20 protein-coding genes are annotated in these 18,833 nt (G+C 69.8%); 14 read left to right on the top strand and 6 right to left on the bottom strand.

The window, feature by feature from the left end:
• Positions 1-22 precede the first annotated feature (22 nt).
• The 4 genes from HF323_RS06765 (at position 23) to HF323_RS06750 (ending at position 3,185) form a co-directional block, all read left to right on the top strand.
• On the top strand, positions 23-991 hold the full coding sequence (locus HF323_RS06765) for an LLM class F420-dependent oxidoreductase (RefSeq protein ID WP_169581802.1): 969 nt from the start codon (positions 23-25) through the stop codon (positions 989-991).
• Positions 992-1,083: 92 nt separating this feature from the next.
• Entirely contained in the window at positions 1,084-1,854 is a 771-nt protein-coding gene (locus HF323_RS06760; RefSeq protein ID WP_317451019.1) for a glycosyltransferase family 2 protein, read from the top strand.
• A gap of 64 nt (positions 1,855-1,918) precedes the next feature.
• Positions 1,919-2,968 carry an iron-containing redox enzyme family protein gene (locus HF323_RS06755; protein ID WP_169581800.1) on the top strand — a complete coding sequence of 350 codons (1,050 nt, stop codon included), beginning with the start codon at positions 1,919-1,921 and terminating at the stop codon, positions 2,966-2,968.
• The gene (locus HF323_RS06750) at positions 2,961-3,185 is read left to right on the top strand and encodes a CDGSH iron-sulfur domain-containing protein (RefSeq protein ID WP_169581799.1); all 225 of its coding nucleotides are present in this window, start codon (positions 2,961-2,963) and stop codon (positions 3,183-3,185) included. The genes HF323_RS06755 and HF323_RS06750 overlap by 8 nt, the downstream gene beginning before the upstream one ends.
• 69 nt (positions 3,186-3,254) lie before the next feature.
• On the opposite strand, the gene HF323_RS06745 is transcribed toward HF323_RS06750, so the two are convergent.
• Both HF323_RS06745 and HF323_RS06740 read right to left on the bottom strand, forming a co-directional pair.
• Positions 3,255-3,983, bottom strand: a complete 729-nt coding sequence (locus tag HF323_RS06745; RefSeq protein ID WP_169581798.1) for a DUF72 domain-containing protein — start codon at positions 3,981-3,983, stop codon at positions 3,255-3,257.
• A gap of 19 nt (positions 3,984-4,002) precedes the next feature.
• Entirely contained in the window at positions 4,003-4,311 is a 309-nt protein-coding gene (locus HF323_RS06740; protein WP_169581797.1) for a hypothetical protein, read from the bottom strand.
• 178 nt (positions 4,312-4,489) lie between these two features.
• On the opposite strand from HF323_RS06740, the gene HF323_RS06735 reads away from it, so the two are divergent.
• Positions 4,490-5,374, top strand: coding sequence for an SDR family oxidoreductase (locus HF323_RS06735; protein ID WP_169581796.1), 885 nt, complete (start codon positions 4,490-4,492; stop codon positions 5,372-5,374).
• 102 nt (positions 5,375-5,476) lie between these two features.
• Here the strand turns inward: HF323_RS06735 and HF323_RS06730 are convergent, their stop codons facing one another.
• The 3 genes from HF323_RS06730 to HF323_RS06720 form a co-directional block, all read right to left on the bottom strand.
• Positions 5,477-6,655, bottom strand: a complete 1,179-nt coding sequence (locus HF323_RS06730) for an ROK family transcriptional regulator (RefSeq protein WP_169581795.1) — start codon at positions 6,653-6,655, stop codon at positions 5,477-5,479.
• Positions 6,656-6,771: 116 nt separating this feature from the next.
• A complete protein-coding gene (locus tag HF323_RS06725; RefSeq protein WP_169582144.1) occupies positions 6,772-7,728 on the bottom strand; it encodes an ABC transporter permease in 957 nt (318 codons plus the stop codon).
• Positions 7,729-7,835: 107 nt separating this feature from the next.
• On the bottom strand, positions 7,836-9,311 hold the full coding sequence (locus tag HF323_RS06720) for a sugar ABC transporter ATP-binding protein (protein WP_169581794.1): 1,476 nt from the start codon (positions 9,309-9,311) through the stop codon (positions 7,836-7,838).
• A gap of 315 nt (positions 9,312-9,626) precedes the next feature.
• Here HF323_RS06720 and HF323_RS06715 point away from each other — a divergent pair, with 315 nt between their 5' ends.
• From HF323_RS06715 to HF323_RS06675, 9 genes are all read left to right on the top strand, one after another.
• Complete coding sequence (locus HF323_RS06715; RefSeq protein WP_169581793.1) at positions 9,627-10,667, top strand: substrate-binding domain-containing protein; 1,041 nt, start codon at positions 9,627-9,629, stop codon at positions 10,665-10,667.
• A gap of 102 nt (positions 10,668-10,769) precedes the next feature.
• Positions 10,770-11,915, top strand: a complete 1,146-nt coding sequence (locus HF323_RS06710; protein WP_169582143.1) for a Gfo/Idh/MocA family oxidoreductase — start codon at positions 10,770-10,772, stop codon at positions 11,913-11,915.
• Positions 11,916-11,943: 28 nt separating this feature from the next.
• A complete protein-coding gene (locus HF323_RS06705; protein ID WP_169581792.1) occupies positions 11,944-12,945 on the top strand; it encodes a sugar phosphate isomerase/epimerase family protein in 1,002 nt (333 codons plus the stop codon).
• 88 nt (positions 12,946-13,033) lie between these two features.
• Positions 13,034-13,906, top strand: a complete 873-nt coding sequence (locus HF323_RS06700; RefSeq protein ID WP_169581791.1) for a DUF2510 domain-containing protein — start codon at positions 13,034-13,036, stop codon at positions 13,904-13,906.
• An 86-nt stretch (positions 13,907-13,992) separates the two neighbouring features.
• The gene (locus HF323_RS06695; RefSeq protein WP_169581790.1) at positions 13,993-14,670 is read left to right on the top strand and encodes a DUF2510 domain-containing protein; all 678 of its coding nucleotides are present in this window, start codon (positions 13,993-13,995) and stop codon (positions 14,668-14,670) included.
• Between the two features lie 2 nt (positions 14,671-14,672).
• On the top strand, positions 14,673-15,467 hold the full coding sequence (locus HF323_RS06690; RefSeq protein ID WP_169581789.1) for a sulfite exporter TauE/SafE family protein: 795 nt from the start codon (positions 14,673-14,675) through the stop codon (positions 15,465-15,467).
• 38 nt (positions 15,468-15,505) lie between these two features.
• Positions 15,506-15,955, top strand: coding sequence for a MaoC family dehydratase N-terminal domain-containing protein (locus HF323_RS06685; protein ID WP_169581788.1), 450 nt, complete (start codon positions 15,506-15,508; stop codon positions 15,953-15,955).
• Complete coding sequence (locus HF323_RS06680) at positions 15,952-16,365, top strand: MaoC/PaaZ C-terminal domain-containing protein (RefSeq protein WP_317451017.1); 414 nt, start codon at positions 15,952-15,954, stop codon at positions 16,363-16,365. The genes HF323_RS06685 and HF323_RS06680 overlap by 4 nt, the downstream gene beginning before the upstream one ends.
• On the top strand, positions 16,362-17,498 hold the full coding sequence (locus HF323_RS06675) for a UDP-N-acetylmuramate dehydrogenase (RefSeq protein ID WP_169581787.1): 1,137 nt from the start codon (positions 16,362-16,364) through the stop codon (positions 17,496-17,498). Before HF323_RS06680 ends, HF323_RS06675 begins: the two co-directional genes overlap by 4 nt.
• 87 nt (positions 17,499-17,585) lie before the next feature.
• On the opposite strand, the gene HF323_RS06670 is transcribed toward HF323_RS06675, so the two are convergent.
• On the bottom strand, positions 17,586-18,788 hold the full coding sequence (locus tag HF323_RS06670; RefSeq protein WP_169581786.1) for a pyridoxal phosphate-dependent aminotransferase: 1,203 nt from the start codon (positions 18,786-18,788) through the stop codon (positions 17,586-17,588).
• Between the last annotated feature and the right edge of the window lie 45 nt (positions 18,789-18,833).

Genomic DNA, 18,833 nt, shown 5'->3' with positions numbered 1-18,833 from the left:
CCGCGACGAGAGCGAGACGAGAATGGTGCGATTCGGCTACACCCTCATGACGGAGCAGAGCGGTCCTCGGGCCCTCGTGCGCTACGCCCAGGCGGCCGAGGACGCCGGATTCGACTTCGAGGTGTCGAGCGACCACTACTCCCCGTGGCTCACCTCCCAGGGGCACGCCCCCTACGCGTGGAGCGTCCTGGGTGCCGTCGCACAGGCGACGTCGCGCGTGGAGCTGATGACGTACGTCACCTGCCCGACGATGCGGTACCACCCTGCGGTCGTCGCACAGAAAGCCGCCACGATGCAGCTGCTCTCGGAAGGCCGGTTCGTTCTCGGGCTCGGGTCGGGCGAGAGCCTCAACGAGCACGTGGTCGGCGACGGCTGGCCTTCGGTCGCCACCCGTCAGGCGATGCTCGTCGAGGCCGTCGAGATCATCCGCGCACTGCACACGGGCGAGCTCGTGACGTACGACGGCGAGTACTTCCGCGTCGACTCCGCACGGGTGTGGGACGTTCCCGGCGAGGGGGTTCCGATCGGGATCGCCGTCTCCGGCGAGGAGTCCATCGAGCGCTTCGCACCGCTCGGCGACCACATGATCGCCGTCGAACCGGACGCCGCGCTGGTGGAGGGATGGGATGCCGCGCACGACGAGCCCTCGCGAAAGATCGGCCAGGTGCCGATCTCCTGGGACCCCGACATGCAGACCGCCGTGGACCGCGCCCACGATCAGTTCCGGTGGTTCGGGGGCGGCTGGCCCGTCAACGCCGACCTGCCGACGCCGGCCGGGTTCGAGGCGGCGAGCCGGTTCGTCCGCACCGACGACGTCGCGGAATCGATCGCGTGCGGGCCGGACCTCGATGCGCTCGCCGAGAGCGTTCAGCCGTTCGTCGACGCCGGCTTCACCGACATCGCGATCGTGCAGGTCGGCGACGAGCAGCAGGAGCGCTTCCTCGCCGAGGTCGCCGAGCCGCTGCTCGAGCGCCTGCGCGCGCTGAGCTGAACCCCCGCACCGCCGGTGGGTGGGGAGAAGTCATGGAGCGGGCGCAGAAATCGACGGCCACGCTGGCACATCCGGAAGGCAGACGGATGCGGGTGTCGGCCGTCATCCCTGTGAAAGACGATGCGGGGAATCTCGCGGAGTGCCTTCGCGCTCTCTCGGCTCAGACGCGGGCGCCCGACGAGGTGATCGTGGTCGACAACCGGTCCTCCGATGACAGCGCCCGCGTGGCGGCAGTCACGGGCGCGCGGATCGTCCGATGCGACGAACCGGGCATCCCCGCCGCGAGTGCCGCGGGCTACGACGCCGCGACCGGCGACATCATCCTGCGGCTCGACGCCGATTGCCGGCCGTCGCCGGACTGGGTCGAGCACATGGTGCGGGCGTTCGAGGCCGCGCCGGACATCGGCGCAGTGACCGGCGGCTCCCGGTTCGTGGACGGGCCGCCGTGGCTGCGCGCGCCGCTCGCCGCGGTCTACCTCCTCGCCTACTCGGCGGCCACCGCTCCGGCGCTCGGCCATCTGCCGCTGTTCGGCTCGAACATGGGGCTGCGCCGCGCGGTCTGGCTCGACGTGCGGTCGTCCGTGCATCGATCCGACCCCGAGGTGCACGATGACCTCGATCTGTCATTCCACGTCGGTGCCCGTCACACGATCCGGTACCGCCGCGGGCTGCGCATGGGGATGTCGATGCGCCCCTTCGGCGATGCCGGCGCGTTCGGTCGCCGCATGGTCCGCGGGCTGCGGACCGTGGTCATGCACTGGCCTCACGATTTCCCGCCTTGGCGCTGGGCGCGCCTGCTCGCCGACCGGGTAGCGAGGGTCCGCGCCGGCGTCAACCCCCGCGACACTCCCGCGGTCGGCTGAGAAGGTCGGACGTGATCGCCGCGGCATCCCGCGGGTTCCACGATGCCGCGCCGAGGAGGACGCCATGACGATCGCCGACGTCGAGACCACCGCGCCGTCAGGATTGTCGCCCCGCGGGCCGTTGAGCGCGACGACGCTCGCGATCCTGATGCACGCGGACTTCGCCCACCGCCGCGACGCGCTCGTGCGCGCCGCCCGCGACGCCGTGCTGGCGAGCGATGACGTGCCGAATGACGAGGACATCCAGTTCTCGCTCTTCCTGCTGTACGCGAGCGCGTACGGCTCGCTCGACTGGATCGATCCGGGCTGGGAGTGGCATCCGGTCCTCGTCGAGGCGCGCGGAATCCTCGAGGCCGGGTTCGAGGCGTCGCTGCGCCGGGACGCGGAGGTGCTCGCCGTGCCGGAGGCCGAGGCATCCGTCATCGCCGCAGCCCTGTTCGACCTGACCGCGCCCTCGCCCGGTCCGTCGCTGTCGCGATTCCTCGCGAAGAAGGCCACGATCGAGCACGCGCGCGAGTTCCTCGTGCAGCGGAGCATCTACACCCTCCGCGAAGCAGACCCGCACTCGTGGGCGATTCCGCGGCTGACCGGACGAGCGAAGGCCGCCCTGGTCGAGATCCAGTCCGACGAATACGGCGGCGGTCGTCCGGAGCGCATGCACGCCGAGATCTTCGGGCGCACGATGCGCGGCGCAGGCCTCGACCCCACCTATGGCTCCTACGTCGATGTCGTGCCCGCCGTCACGCTCGCACCGCTGAACGCGATGTCGATGTTCGGCCTGAATCGTCGTCTGCTCGGCGCGATCGTCGGGCATCTCGCCGCGTTCGAGATGACGTCGTCGATTCCCAACCGCTTGTACGGTGATGCGTTCCGGCGGCTGGGCTTCGGCGGCGAGGTGACCGACTACTTCGATGAGCACGTCGAGGCCGACGCCGTGCACGAGCAGATCGCCGCGCGCGACCTCGCGGGAAGCCTCGGCGAAGAGCGCCCCGAGCTGCTCCCCGACATCATGTTCGGCGCAGCGGCGTGCCTCCTGCTCGACGACCGGAGCGCCGACCACATGCTGTCGGCGTTCCAATCCGGTCGCTCGTCGCTGAGGTCCGTCCATGAGTGAAGCTGCTGCGGTGCAGGTGACCGCCTGCCCGGATGGGCCTCTGCTGGTGAGGGGGCCGATCGAGATCCGGGGCGCCGACGGCGAACTGCTCCGCCCTCGCCGGCGCACGGTCGCGCTGTGCCGCTGCGGCGCCTCGGGCATCAAGCCGTGGTGCGACGGCACCCACAAGCTCACGCGATTCTCGACCGAGGCTCCCGCCGAACAGCCGGAAGAGTGAGCGGATGCCTCGGCCGAGGCATCCGGAATCCGTCACCGTCCTTCGACCGTGGTCGCGTGATCCCCGGACTCAGAGCCCCAGCAGGCGCCGGAGGGTCCAGGCGTTGCGGACCGCGTGGCCCTCGCCGTCGTTGTTGAAGTAGGCGAAGACGTTCCGGCCCTGTGCATCCCACTCCCGGCAGCGATCTGCCCACCACGCGAGGTCGTCGTCCGAGTACGAACCGGCGTAGAGGTGCTCCGAGCTGGGACCATGCAATCTGACGTATACGAAGTCGGTGGTCGCGCGGAGGATGCAGTCGAGACCGGCTCCGCTCATGACGACGTACGCCGCGCGGTGCCGTTCGAGCAGGTCGAAAACGGCGTCGTCATGCCACGTGGGGTGGCGGAACTCGATCGCCACGCGCAGTGCGGCGGGCAGGGCGCTCAGGAAGTAGCCGAGGCGCTCGTCATCGCGCTGCAGGGTCGGTGGCAGCTGCACGAGGAGAGCCGATTGGCGATCCCCGAGAGCCCGCCAGCCCTCGGCGATGCGCTCCACCCACGCCTCGGGGGCGTAGAGGCGCTTCGCGTGCGTCAATCCGCGGGGAGCCTTGACCGCCATCGCGAAGCCGGGCGGCAGCCGGTCGTGCCACGAGCGGAAGCGCGCCGCGCCGGGCCAGCGGTAGAAGCTGGCGTTCAGCTCGACGGTGTCGAACTCCTCCAGGTAGCGAGCCAGCCGCTGCCCGACCGGCAGCCCGGGCCGGTACAGGACGCCTTTCCAGTGGTCGTAGCTCCAGCCGGACGTGCCGATCCGGTACGCCATCAGGCCGATCGCGACCCGGTCACACGGCCTGCCGGCGATGCGCGCGCTGCGTCAGCGGCGGCAGGTGGGGGATCTCCTCGGGACGCGTCGGTCGCCGTCCCACCGCACGGTGGCGCATGACGTCCTCGAGGACGTCGGTCGCGCACAGGTACAGCGTGGGAAGGGGGGTCCGCTGGAGCCAGACGACCTCGACGACGTCATCCTCCGTCTCGGTCACGCAGGCGACGATGCTCCGGGAGTCGTCCAGCGGGTAGGACGTGTCGTACACGATCCATTCGTGGGCGGCCACGCGGCGCAGTTCCAGCGCCGTCGAATCACTGTGTTCCATCCACTCCTCCTCGGCGACAGACTCAGCATGCGTCCCGGCGAGCGTGCGACCGAGGCCCTTGACATCCGCTCCCGCTCGGCTTAGGCCGTTGCGTCGACGCGATTCCCACGCACGTCAACCCCCTAGGAGCACCGCGTCCGCTTTTCTACCGTCGGAGCAGATCGAGAAGGAGAGCCGCATGACCGATACCCAGACCGACCCGCGCGACAAATACCCCGAAGGCGGCTTCCCGCCGCAGGAACAGGAGCAGCCCGGGCTCACCGGCAAGACCCGCCCCGCGCCCGACCACGGGGAGGACTCCTACGTCGGGGCCGGCCGTCTCACCGGGCGTCGCGCCCTGATCACCGGCGGCGACTCGGGCATCGGGCGGGCGGTCGCGATCGCGTTCGCCCGGGAAGGCGCGGATGTGGCGATCGTGCATCTCCCGGAGGAGCAGAAGGATGCCGATGACACGGTGGCCCTCGTGGCGGACGCGGGACGCACCGGCATCTCCTTCGCCGGGGACGTGCGCGACGAGGAGTTCGCCACCTCGGTCGTGGAGAGTGCGGTCGACGCGCTCGGAGGACTCGACATCGTCGTGCTCAACGCCGCTTACCAGAAGGACCGGGAGTCGCTGGAGTCGCTCGAGACCGAAGAGTTCGACCGCGTGTTCCGCACCAACCTGTACGGCATGATCTGGACGGCCCGCCGCGCGGTCGCCGAGCTCGCTCCCGGCAGCTCGATCATCGTCACCTCATCCGTGCAGGCCTTCAACCCCTCGCCCGGCCTCATCGACTACGCGATGACCAAGGCGGCGCAGGTCGCGTTCGTGAAGGCGCTGGCCGAACAGCTCGGAGAGAAGGGCATCCGGGTGAACGCCGTCGCGCCCGGGCCGATCTGGACGCCGCTCATCCCGGCGACGGGATGGGATGCCGAGCGCATCGCGCAGTTCGGCACGGATACGCCCCTGGGGCGTCCCGGGCAGCCGGCCGAGCTCGCGGGCGCCTACGTCTATCTCGCGTCCGAAGCCGCCTCGTACGTTTCCGGCGCCGTGCTGCCGGTCACGGGGGGCAAGCCTCTGTGATCTGCGTCCGTGCCCCGGGACCCGCACGCCGCGTCGCGGATCTGCCCGACGCAGCCTCGCGCGGCGATGCCGGTGAGGCGAACGCGAAGACGGCTGCCGGGACTACGCCGAAACGAGCGACGTGAGCGTCTCGGGTGAGAGCGCGTGCTCGATCGCGAGCATGCTGGCCCCGAGCACAGCGGCGTTCGAGGCAGCGGCGGACTGCGCGATCGACAGGTGCTCGGTCGCCAGCGGGATGGAGCGGGTGTAGACCACCTCGCGCACGCCCGCGATGAGGTGCTCGCCGACGCGCGCCATCGAGCCGCCGATCGCGATGACCGACGGGTTGATGAGGCTCACGCAGGTCGTGAGCACCTCGCCGATGTCGCGGCCCGCCTGCCGTACGGCCTGGATGGCGTCGATGTTGCCGCGCTTGACGAGGTCGACCACGTCGTTGCCGTTCTCGGCGGGGACCCCCTGGGTTCGCAGCGCACGCGCGATGGCGGGACCGGAGGCGAGCGCTTCGAGGCATCCCTGGTTGCCGCAGTGACAGGGCACGCCGGCGCCTCGCGCCACCCGGACATGTCCGATGTCGCCGGCGATGCCCTGGGCGCCGCGCTGCAGCGCGCCGCCGGAGATGACGCCGGCGCCGATGCCGGTGGCGACCTTCACGAACATCAGGTGGTCCACACCCGGATAGGCGACGGCGCGCTCGCCCAGAGCCATGATGTTCACGTCGTTGTCGACCAGGACGGGCACGTCGAGGTGCTGCTGCACCCACCCGGGCACGTCGAAGCGGTCCCATCCCGGCATGATCGGCGGGTTGACCGGCTGCCCCGTGGAGTGCTCGACGGGTCCGGGGATGCCCATGCCGATCGCCGCGAGGTCGCTCGTGGACCGGCCGATCTGATCGAGGAGCGAGTGCGCGTGCTCGACGAGCCACGTCAGCACGGGCTCCGGTCCGAGCGTCACGTCCAGAGGCTCGCTGTGCTGGGCCACGATGCCGCCGGCGAGATCGGTGACGGCCAGAGTGGCGTGCGACGCACCGATGTCTGCCCCCAGCACCAGTCGCGCGCTCGGGTTGAGGGCGAACTGCGACGGCGGGCGCCCGCCGGTCGACACCATCTCGGCGATAGGAGTGATGAGACCCATGCGCATGAGCTCGTCGACCCGCGCGGCGATCGTCGATCGAGCCAGGCCCGTCGATTTCGCCAGCTCGGCGCGGGTGCGCGGCACACCGTCGCGCAGAAGCTGGAAGAGCTGGCTCACTCCCGACACATTGGTCTGCGTATCGCTCGTCATTCTCGCCACATTTCAGTTTATCGGCGCAGCGGGAGCGCCGAAGGTCGACGACTTCGGACGGGATGCCTCGGCCCGGCGCGCAACACCGTGCATTAGTCGCGCGCCGGGCCGTCCGGTCACGTCGCTCGGCCGGTGGGCTTCGCGAAACGCTGCTGCAGCAGCACGGCGACCACGATGATGACGCCCTTCACGACGGCCTGCGCCGAGGAGTTGAGGTTGTTCTGCACGAACACGTTCGTGAGCGTCGCGAAGATCAGCACGCCGAACACGGTGCCGGTGATCGTGCCGCGTCCGCCGGCGAGCAGCGTGCCGCCCACGACGACGGCCGCGATCGCGTCGAGCTCGAGGAGCGTGCCGTGCGTGGAGGTTCCCGCGGTCGTGCGCCCGAGATACATGACGGCGGCGATGCCGGCGCACAGGCCGGTGATCGCGTACAGCCACATGGTGTGACGCTTGACGTTGATACCGGCGAGGCGGGCGGCCTCGCGGTTGCCGCCGATGGCGACCGTGCGACGACCGAACGTGGTGCGGTTGAGGATCACCCAGCCGACCGCGGCCACGAGCACGAAGATCCAGATCAGCACGTCGACGCCGACGAGATCGGCGTTGAGGAAGTTGATGAGGTCGCGGTCGCCGACCTGCAGCGTGCGGCGTTCGGCGAGGATCTCGGCGAGGCCTCGCGCGGCGACGAGCATCGCGAGGGTCGCCATGAAGGCGACGACTTTGCCGTAGGCGATGATGATGCCGTTGATGAGGCCCGCTCCCAGGCCCACGAGGAGCGCGAGCAGGACCATGAAGACCCAGTGGATCTGATCGGCCAGGTCCTGCACGGCGGCGAGCGTCGCGACGACCGAGGCGAGGCCGATCACCGATCCGACCGACAGGTCGATGCCGCCCGAGATGATGACGAGCGTCATTCCGATGCTGACGACGCCGATGATCGACGCCGCCCGCAGGATGGTCAGGGTGTTGCTCACGGTCAGGAAGGTGTCGGGGGCGGTGACCGCGCCCACGATGATCAGCACGAGCAGCGCGGCGACGAGGCCGAGATTGCGACCGACCGAACCCGACATGATGCGCTGGAACGCCGTCTTGCGCTCGGGCCCGTCGGGAGTCCCGGCGGGCGGCGGCGCCTCGCTGGAGGTGGGGACGGCGTCGGTGCCGAGGGTGTTGGACTCGCTCACGCGGCGGTTCCTTTCATGACGAGATCGAGCACTCCGTGCTCGTCGATCTGGGAGGCGGGAAGGGTTTCGAGGACACGCCCGTCGGCGACGACGAGCACGGTGTCGGCGAGGCCGAGCACCTCTTCGATCTCGCTGGAGACGATCACGACCGCGTTGCCGGCCGCGGCGAGCCGGCGGATGAGGGCGTAGATCTCGGCGCGGGCGCCGACATCGACGCCGCGGGTGGGCTCGTCGAGCAGCAGTACGCGCGTGCCGTGCACGAGCCAGCGGGCGAGCAGGATCTTCTGCTGATTGCCGCCCGAGAGCGTCATGGCGGGACGGTCCGGGTCGGCGGGCCGCAGCTCGAGAGCCTCGATCTGCTCGCCGGTGATCTTGCGTTCCGCCCGCTCGTCGAGGAAGCCCGCCTTGGCGAACCGCGACATGGACGACATTGTGACGTTCACGTAGATCGGCTCGTCGAGCACGAGACCCTGGCTCTTGCGCTCCTCTGGCGAGAGGCCGACACCCGCCCGCACCGCGTGCACGACGGACCCTCGCCGAAGCGGCTTGCCGGACACGCTGACCGTTCCCGCGGTGGCTCGGCGTGCGCCGTAGACCGTCTCGAGGATCTCGGAACGCCCGGACCCGACGAGGCCGGCGAGACCGACGATCTCGCCGGCGCGAACGGTGAACGAGACGTCCTGGAAGAGCCCGGCCAGACCGAGCCCCTTCACTTCGAGCACGGTGGGGGCGTCTGCGGGGATCGGCACCGCCGGCGGGAAGACGTTCGCGACATCGCGGCCCGTCATCAGGCGGATGAGCTCGGCTGTCGGTGTGTCGGCCACCGGCAGGCCGACCGCGGTGGTGCGGCCGTCCTTGAGCACGGTGATGCGATCGCCGATCTGCCGGATCTCCTCGAGGCGATGGGTGATGTAGACGACCGCGATGCCTTCGGAGGTGAGCTCCTTGACGACGTGGAAGAGGTTCTTGACCTCCTCTGTGTCGAGGACCGCGGAGGGCTCGTCCATGATGATGAGCTTGATGTCGTGCGAGAGGGCGCGTGCCATGCTCACGATCTGCTTGTTGGCGGCGCTCAGGCTGCCGACTTCGGTGTGGGGTGACAGCCCGGGGTGGCCGAGGCGTCGCAGCAGCTCGCGCGTCTGCTTGGCCGCTTCCGACCGCTTGGTGAAGCCGCCCCTGGCCAGCTCGTGGCCGAGGAAGATGTTCTCGGCGATCGTGAGGCCGTCGACGACGTCGAGCTCCTGGTACATGGTCGCGATGCCGAGTTCGATCGCGGCCTGAGGCGTCGGGATCTCGACCGTCTCGCCGAGCCAGGAGATCTCGCCGTCGTCGGGGCGGTGGACCCCGGCCAGCGTCTTGATGAGCGTGGACTTGCCGGCACCGTTCTGGCCGAGCACGCAATGCACCTCGCCGGGGAGGACCTGAAGGTCCACACCGCGGAGCGCTCTCACGCCTGCGAAGGACTTCGTCACCCCTCGGACGTCGAGTAATGCCGATTCATGGTCAACTTTGATCACTCGGTGAACATAACACGGGAAGCGGCCCCTTGCCGAGACCCAATCCCGACGTCGCTCCCTCTGCCGAGTGGAGGGTCGCGCGCTGCCAGTCGCGGATCTTTCGCACGTCAGGGAGGAATTCGAGACTTCTGACGGATGAAAAACAAAAGATGTCAAACGTGCGCACACTTCTGCTACGGTGAGTTCCGTCAGCGTGGACCCCTCGAGTGCGGGCAGCTTCCCTCTCGGAGACGCGCTGTCGAGGCTGCATCACATTCAAGGAGGAAAACAATGCGCTCACACCTGAAGGCGCGCACACGGCTCGTGCTCACGGGCACCGCGGTCGTCGCGGCAATCGGTCTTCTCGCCGGATGCACCGGCTCCGGCGCCGACGAGGACAACGTCGTCGACCAGGGCACGTCGACCGAGGAGAACGCCGAGTCCGGCGACACGGTCGTCATCGGCTTCTCCGGCCCCGCCGCCGACCACGGTTGGCTGGGTGCGATCAACTCCGGCGCCCAGGCAGCAGCAGACAGCTTCGACGACGTCGAACTGCGCGTCGCCGAGGGTACGAACGACCCGATCGCCCAGATCGCCGCCGTCGAGACGTTCGTCAACGACGGGGTCGACGCCATCGTGCTTCTCCCCACCGACGGCGCAGCGCTCACCGAGGCCGCCATCGCCGCCATGGAGGCGGGCATCCCGGTGATCAACGTCGACCGCGAGTTCTCGAGCCCCTTTGCGGCGCGCACGACGATCCTCGGCGACAACTACGGCATGGGCGTCTCCGCCGGCACCTACATCTGCGAGCAGCTCGGCGGTGAGGGCTTCGTCGCCGAGATCGCGGGCATCGACTCCCTGCCGCTCACGCAGGACCGCTCGGAGGGCTTCGCCGACGCGCTCGAGGACTGCGGCCTGGAGGTCAACGCCCGCGTGGCGGCGGACTTCACGGTCGCCGGCGGTGAGGCGGCTGCGTCCCAGCTCCTCGCGGCCAACCCGCAGATCGACGCCATCTGGAACCACGATGACGACCAGGGCATCGGCGTGCTCGCGGCGATCGACGCCGCCGGTCGCGACGAGTTCTTCATGATGGGCGGCGCGGGAAGCCGCTCGGCCATGGAGGCGATCCAGGCCGACGACACCGTGCTCAAGGCGACGGTCATCTACCCGTCGACGCAGGCCGCCGACGGCGTCGCGCTCGCACGTCTCATCGCTCAGCAGAAGACGCTCGGCGATATCGTGACGCCTAGCGTTCCGAACCGCATCGTGCTCGACGCGCCCGTCGTCACGAAGGACAACGTCGAAGAGTTCATCGACCTCTCCTTCGAGTAAGCCAGACGACACACTTCGCGGGGCGTCCGCCTGATGGCGGGCGCCCCGCGCCAACCTCCCGAGAGAGAGGACACCGCGTTGACCGAGACGCTTCGCGTCGCCATGATCGGCCACGGCTTCATGGGCGCCGCACACTCGCAGGGCTGGCGCGTCGCGCCGCGCTTCTTCGACCTTCCCCTCGAGCCCGAGATGTCGGTGCTCGTCGGACGCAACCGGACGACCGCCGAGGCATCCGCCCGCAAGTGGGGCTGGGCCGAGGTGGCGACCGACTGGCGCGAGGTCATCGCGCGCGACGACATCGACCTCGTCGACATCGTCACCCCGGGCGACACCCACGCCGAGATCGCGATCGCCGCGCTCGACGCCGGTAAGCACGTGCTGTGCGAGAAGCCTCTCGCCAACACCGTCGCCGAGGCCGAACAGATGGCGGCCGCCGCCGCGCGCGCGGCGGAGCGCGGCATCCGTTCCATGGTGGGCTTCACGTACCGTCGCGTGCCTGCGACGACGTTCGCGCGCGACCTCGTCGCCGCCGGCCGTATCGGCGAGATCCGTCAGGTGCGCGCCGAGTATCTGCAGGACTGGCTCATGGACGCCGAGGCGCCGCTGACCTGGCGCATGCAGAAGGAGCGCGCGGGCTCGGGAGCGCTCGGCGACATCGGCGCGCACGCGGTCGATCTCACCGAGTACATCACCGGCCAGCGGGTCACGGGCGTCTCCGGCATCATCGAGACGATCGTCGCCGAACGTCCCCTGCTGGGCGAGGGCTCCGGACTGTCGGGCACGGCCACGAGCGAGCGCGGCCCGGTGACGGTGGACGACATCGCGCTCTTCACCGGGCGCCTGGAGTCGGGTGCGCTCGCGTCGTTCGAGGCGACGCGCTTCCGCACGGGCCGCAAGAACGCGCTGCGCATCGAGGTCTCGGGCTCGAAGGGATCGATCGCCTTCGACCTGGAGCGCCTCAACGAGCTCGAGTTCTATGACGCGACGCTCCCCGCGACGCAGCTGGGCTTCCAGCGGATCCTCGTCACCGAGAGCGACCACCCGTACCTCGCCCCGTGGTGGCCGACCGGTCATATGCTCGGCTACGAGCACGGGTTCTCCCACCAGGTCTACGACCTGGTCACGGCGATCGACGAGGGCACGCAGCCGCTGCCTTCGTTCGAGGACGGCCTGCATGTGCAGCGCGTTCTCGAGGCGGTCGAACGCAGCTCTGCGAGCGGCGGCTCGTGGGTCTCGACCGCCGACTGACATCCTCATCAATCGGAAGGACGACGCGATGGCGCGACCGATCACTCTGTTCACCGGCCAGTGGGCCGATCTGCCGTTCGAGGAGGTGGCGCGGCTGGCGGGCGAGTGGGGGTATGACGGCTTGGAGATCGCCTGCTGGGGCGATCATCTGGATGTGTCGCGGTGGGATGACGAGGCGTATGTGCAGTCCCGGATAGACATCCTGGAGGCCAACGGTCTGAGGGTGTGGGCGATCTCGAATCACCTGACCGGGCAGGCGGTGTGCGACGACCCGATCGATGCGCGTCACCGGGACATCCTGTCGGACCGGGTGTGGGGCGATGGGGATCCGGAGGGGGTGCGGCAGCGGGCGGCGCAGGACATGAAGGACACCGCCCGGTTCGCCGCGAAGCTGGGGGTGTCCCAGGTGAACGGGTTCACCGGGTCGTCGATCTGGAAGGCGGTGGCGATGTTCCCGCCGGCGTCGGACGAGTGGATCGACGCCGGGTACCGGGACTTCGCCGACCGGTGGCATCCGATTCTGGACGTGTTCGAGGAGGTCGGGGTGCGGTTCGGGCTGGAGGTGCATCCCAGTGAGATCGCGTACGACTACTGGACCGCCAAGCGGACGCTGGAGGCCATCGGGCACCGGGAGTCGTTCGGGTTGAACTTCGACCCGTCGCATTTCATGTGGCAGCAGCTGGACCCGGTGGCGTTCGTGCTGGACTTTTCCGACCGCATCTTCCACGTGCATGTGAAGGAGTCGGTGACGAACCTGGACGGCCGCAACGGCGTGCTCGGCTCGCACCTGCCGTGGGCCAACCCGCGGCGGGGGTGGACGTTCGTGTCCACCGGGCACGGTCAGGTGCCGTGGGAGCCGCTGTTCCGTGCGCTCAACGCGATCGGCTACGACGGCCCCACGTCGGTGGAGTGGGAGGACGCCGGCATGGACCGCCTGGCCGGCGCCCCGGAAGCTCTCGCCTTCGTCCGCACGCTCAACGACATCACCCCGCCCGGCGCCGCCTTCGACGCCGCCTTCAGCAGCCGCTGAGAACAGATCGGGAGACGGGATGCCTCGGCCGGGGCATCCCGTCTCCGTCGTCCGGGCGCGACCTCGGCACGGGGGATAGTGTTCAAGCATGGCGACGACACCTCCCGGCTGGTACGACGACGGACACGGCGCGCTGCGCTGGTGGGACGGCGCGCAGTGGACGGAGCACGTCGCAGCTCCCGATCCCGAGTCCGAGGGGGAGACCGCTCCGACGGAGGCCGAGATCGTCGCCGCCAATGAGAACGACACCGCGGCGCCCGCACCCGCGCCGGCTGCGGCCGCGGCTCCCTCCGGCGAGGTCGATGCGGCTGCGTCGCTCGGACTCGGCATCCCCCCGACAGCCGGGACGCCCGCGTACGAGCAGTACGCGAGCGATCATCCGCAGGGCGCGTACCCCGGGGGTTATCCGGGTGGGGATGCCCCGGCCGGCGCGTTCACGGCGGCCACGGAGCGCCGCACCTCCAAGCTGTGGATCCTGTGGGTGGTCCTCGGCGTGCTCATGCTCGGCATCGTGGTGGCCGCTGCCATCGTCATCCCCCTCATCTTCCTCAACCTCGCGGGCGGGGGCATGGGCGGTCCCGGCGCCGCCCAGCCGTCGGGCGCAGACGAGGAGGCTGCGGTCGCGGCAGTCGAGCTCTACGACGACGCATGGCAGAACGCCGACTGCGACGCGTTCGTCGCGTCGACGACCGAAGAGTTCCGCCAGGAGTCCCAGCTTTCGGAGTGCGAGGCGTTCAACGAGCGGGCGGCCGAGTTCTCGGCGAGCGTCACCGATTACAACGTCATCGTGACCGCCATCGAAACCGTGGACGACACGATCGTGATCACGACAACGGAGACCTACAACGCCCTCTTCGACGAGAGCGGCGAGCCGGCAGACCCGCCGTCCGCGGAAGAGATCGACTACGAGTACACGATCGTGCGCGAGAGCGGCGAATGGGTGATCGACATCCTGCAGTGACGCTGTGCCGCGCCGGAGCGACGCGCTCGTGAGAGCGCTGTCCACGCCTTCCCGGCGGGGCCCCGTCTCCGGCGTAGGATCGGCGCATGACGACGACGCCTCCGGGCTGGTATGACGACGGCCACGGTGCGGTGAGATGGTGGGACGGCGGTCAGTGGACCGAGCATGTCTCCGGCCCCGCCGCGCCGGGAATCGCCGCTGACCCGAGCGGGGCGACGCCGCCGCCGTCACGCATGTGGATGGTGTGGACCGGGCTCGCGGCGGTGCTCGTCGCCATCGTCGTCGGCGCCGCGCTGCTCATCCCGATCCTGGTCGACTCGGTCAGCTCTTCGGCGGGCGGAGGCGGGTCCGAGCCCCGTCCTCCTGGACAGTCCGAGGGGGTCGGCGAACTCAGCCCCGAGGACGAGAAGGGCGCCGTCGCGGCGGTCGAGCTGCTCGACCACGCGTGGCGGTCATCGGACTGCGAGGAGTACTTCGCCGCGACCACGGAGAACTACCGCGTGTTCACCGAGACCGAGACGTGCGAGGAGTTCTACTCCCAGTCGCGGGGCTTCATGTCGTCCGTCGCCGATTACACGACGACGATCGGCGATGTCGAGGCCATCGGTGCCGCCGTGTCGGTGAAGACGACGGAAGACTACGAGGCGTACTGGGATCAGGACGGTGAGCCCACCGAGGACCTTCACCCGTACACCGACCGCTACGAGTACCTGGTCGTCGATGTCGACGGCGAGTGGCGCGTCGACGACTGGTTCTACGACTGATCGTGACTGATACCACAGCGCGCGAACGCGATGCGCGCTTCTTCCTCACGTGCATCGGCACCGGGCTGCTCGCCGGGCTGCTGTCCGGGCTCTTCGGGGTGGGCGGCGGCACGGTGATCGTTCCGCTCCTCGTGCTTCTGCTCGCCTTCGATCAGCGGCTGGCGGCGGGCACATCGTTGGCGGCGATCGTTCCCACTGCGACGGTCGGCGTCGTGTCGTACGCGCTCCACGACGCGGTCGCCTGGATCCCCGCGCTCCTGCTCGCGGCGGGCGCCGTCGTCGGCGCCCAGGTCGGCACGTGGCTGCTGCCTCGGCTGCCCATCACGTTCCTGCGGTGGGCGTTCGTCGGCTTCCTCGTGGCGGTCATCGTGAGCCTCTTCCTCATCATCCCTTCCCGCGACGCCGAGCTGGAGCTCACGTGGCTGATCGGTACGGGACTCATCGTGCTCGGCGTGATCACGGGGATCGTCGCGGGACTCATCGGGGTCGGCGGCGGGATCATCGTGGTGCCGGCACTCATGCTGCTCTTCGGCACCAGCGACCTCGTGGCCAAGGGGACGTCCCTGCTCATGATGATCCCCACGGCGGTGTCGGGCACGATCGGCAATCTGCGGCGCGGGAACGTCGACCTGGTCGCGGCGGCCACGATCGGAGTCGCGGCCTGCACGACGACCGCCCTCGGTGCGTGGATCGCCACGCTCGTCGACCCGCTCGTCGGGAATGTCCTTTTCGCGATCTTCCTCGTGTTCATCGCGATGCAGATGGCCGTGCGCGCCGCGCGCGGACGTCGTCGCTGAGCCGTCGGCCCGCCAGGCCCGGTCGGTAGGATGGCACGGTGCCAGTGAACCCCGAGCTCGTCGGCCGCGAATTCGCCCCGACGGCCCCCTACCTCGTGGGTCGCGAGAAGGTGCGCGAGTTCGCGCGTGCCGTCTTCGCGACCGACCCCCAGCACACCGATCCGGCGGCCGCGCAAGCGCTCGGCTACGCCGATGTCGTCGCGCCCCCGACGTTCGCGATGGTCGTGCAGGACCTGACACTGCAGCAGCTGCTGTCCGAGCCCGACTCCGGCATCGTCCTGCAGAACGTGCTCCACGCCGAGCAGCGCTTCCGCTACACGCGCCCCATCGTCGCCGGCGACGAGCTGACCGCGCGGCTGTCCGTCACGGGCATCCGCACGCTGGGCGGCAACGCGATGGTCACGAGCGACGCTGAGATCACGGATGCCGCGGGCTCGCACGTCGTCACGGCCACGTCGGTCCTCCTCGTGGGGGAGGGCGACAAGTGAGCGCGCCCCAGATCCTCTCGGTCGGTGATGTCGTCGCCGAGCGCACCGTGCATCTCACCCGGGAATCCCTCGTGCGGTATGCCGGGGCATCCGGAGACTTCAATCCCATCCACTATCGCGACGATGTCGCCGCGTCGGTCGGCCTTCCCGGCGTGCTGGCGCACGGCATGCTGACGATGGGCCTCGCCGTCGAGACGATCGTGCCGTGGCTCGGCGATTCCGGCCGCATCGTCGAGTACGGCGTCCGGTTCACCCGACCGGTCGTGGTCGACCCCCAGGCCGGGGCCGAAGTGTCGGTGGTCGCGAAGATCGGCGCGGTGGAGGACGGGGTCGCGCGCGTCGACCTCACGGTCTCGCACGCCGACACCACCGTGCTCGGCAAGGCGCAGGTGCGCGTCCGTCTCGCATGACCCCGGTCACCCCCATCCCGCTGTCGCGTCTGACGACGCTGCGAGTCGGCGGAACCCCCGCTCGCATGTACGAGGCGACCACGGCCGACGAGCTCGTGGCCACGCTCCGCGAGGTGTGGTCCGACGGCGACGACTGGTTCGTGCTCGGCGGCGGCTCGAACCTGTTCGTCGGCGACGAGCCCTACGACGGCACCGTCGTGCGAATCCTGACGCAGGGTATCGAGCGGGTGTCCTCGCCGCGCGAAGGCTTCACGCGCCTGCGTGTGCAGGCGGGTCACGACTGGGACGCGCTGGTGTCCTATGCCGTCGGCGAGGGACTGGCCGGCATCGAGGCGATGTCGGGCATCCCCGGTACCGTCGGTGCGGCGCCCGTGCAGAACGTCGGCGCCTACGGCCAGGAGATCGTGCAGACGCTCGTCGAGGTCGAGCTGATCGACGAGTCCACCGGCGAGGTGTCGGCCGTCCCCGCGACCGAGCTCGGGCTCGGATTCCGCACGTCCGCTCTCAAGCACCACTACGGTTCGGCACCGCAGCGTCGCGCGGTCATCCTGACGGTGACTCTCGAGCTCGCGGAGGTCGGTCACGATCAGCGCCCGATCGCGGGGGAGCAGCTGCGGACCGCGCTCGGTCTCGGCGCGGATGACACCGTCAGCCTCGCGTGGGTCCGTGACCACGTGCTGGCCACCCGCGCGCGCAAGGGAATGGTGCTCGACGATCGCGACCCCGACACGTGGAGCGCCGGCTCGTTCTTCCAGAACGCGATCGTGTCGGCCGCCTTCGCGAGGACGCTCCCGCCAGCCTGCCCTCGCTGGCCGATCACGCCCGACCTCGATCCCGTCGTGGTGATCCCGCTCGCGGCCTACGACGGGTATGTGCCGCCGCCCGCCGCCGTCGAGTCCGACGTCAAGGTGAGCGCCGCGTGGCTCATCGAGCACTCCGGTCTGCGCAAGGGCTTCAAGCTGCCGCGCTCCCGCGCCGCGCTGTCGACGAAGCACGCGCTGGCGCTGACGAACCGGGGCAACGCGACCGCGGCCGAGCTCGCCGAACTCGCGCGCTACATCCAGGGCAGGGTCCAGGCCGAGTTCGGGCTGGTGCTCCAGCCCGAGCCCGTGCTCGTCAACGTCGAGCTGTAGGCCGGCCGGACGAGGCTGCGTGGCGCACCTGCTGCGATGGTGCGCAGGTGCATCCGCGCGTGACCGCAGGAACTGTGCGCGGAGGCGTCAGGACGCGAAGAGCTCCTGCAGGCGCTGCACGCCCTCGAGCAGAGCGTCATCGCCGAGCGCGTAGGACAGACGCAGGTATCCGCTCGGTCCGAACGCCTCGCCCGGCACGACGGCGACCTCAGCTTCCTCGAGGATCAGGTCGGCGAGCTCCAGCGTCGTCGTGGGAGTCTTGCCGCGCCATTCGCGCCCGAGCAGGCCGCGCACGTCCGGATAGGCGTAGAACGCTCCGAGCGGGTTCGGCACTGCGACGCCGTCGATCTTCGACAGCTCCGACACGATGAGGCGCCGGCGCCGGTCGAAGGCGAGGCGCATCTCCTCGGCCTCGTGCTGCGGACCCGACAGCGCTGCCAGAGCGGCACGCTGCGCGATGTTGTTGACGTTCGAGCACAGGTGCGACTGAAGGTTCGCGGCGATCTTGATGGCGTCCTTCGGTCCGACCATCCAGCCCAGGCGCCATCCGGTCATCGCGTAGGTCTTGGCGACGCCGTTCACCAGGATCGTCTGCGCCGCGGCATCCGGAACCGCCTCCACGATCGAGACCGCCCGCACGCCTTCGTAGACGAGGTTCTGGTAGATCTCGTCCGACACGATCCAGATGCCGTGCTCGACGGCCCACTGGCCGATGGCCGCCGTCTCCTCCGCCGTGTAGACCGAGCCCGTCGGGTTGGACGGCGAGACGAACACGAGCGCGGTGGTCCGCTCGGTCCGCGCCGCCTCGAGCTGCTCGACCGTGACCTTGTAGTCCTGGTCGGCGCCCGCGAACACCTCCACCGGCACGCCGTCGGCCAGACGGATCGCCTCGGGGTAGGTCGTCCAGTACGGAGCCGGGAGCAGGACCTCGTCGCCGGGGTTCACGACGGCCTGGAACGCCTGGTACACCGCCTGCTTGCCGCCGTTGGTGACGATGATCTGCGACGGGTCGACCTCGAGCCCGGAGTCGCGCAGCGTCTTGGCCGCGATCGCCTCGCGCAGCACGGGGAGCCCGACGGCGGGGGTGTAGCGGAAGTTCGCCGGGTCGGTGAGCGCCGCGGCGGCCGCGTCGACGATGAACTGCGGCGTCGCGAAGTCCGGCTCGCCCGCCGCGTACGAGATGACCGGGCGACCGGCGGCCTGGAGGGACTTCGCCTTGGCATCGACCTTCAGCGTCGCGGACTCGGCGATGGCGGAGAGCTTGCGGGAGAGCGGGGCGCGTTCTGTCACGCTTCGAGCGTAGTCGGCGGCGCGGCGGCGCACTGTCCGGATTGC

The sequence above is a fragment of the Microbacterium sp. MF43 genome (assembly GCF_012847295.1).
Classification (GTDB): domain Bacteria; phylum Actinomycetota; class Actinomycetes; order Actinomycetales; family Microbacteriaceae; genus Microbacterium.
The sequence above is the reverse complement of the archived record's forward strand: the minus strand, read 5'-3'. Positions and strand labels throughout refer to the sequence as shown.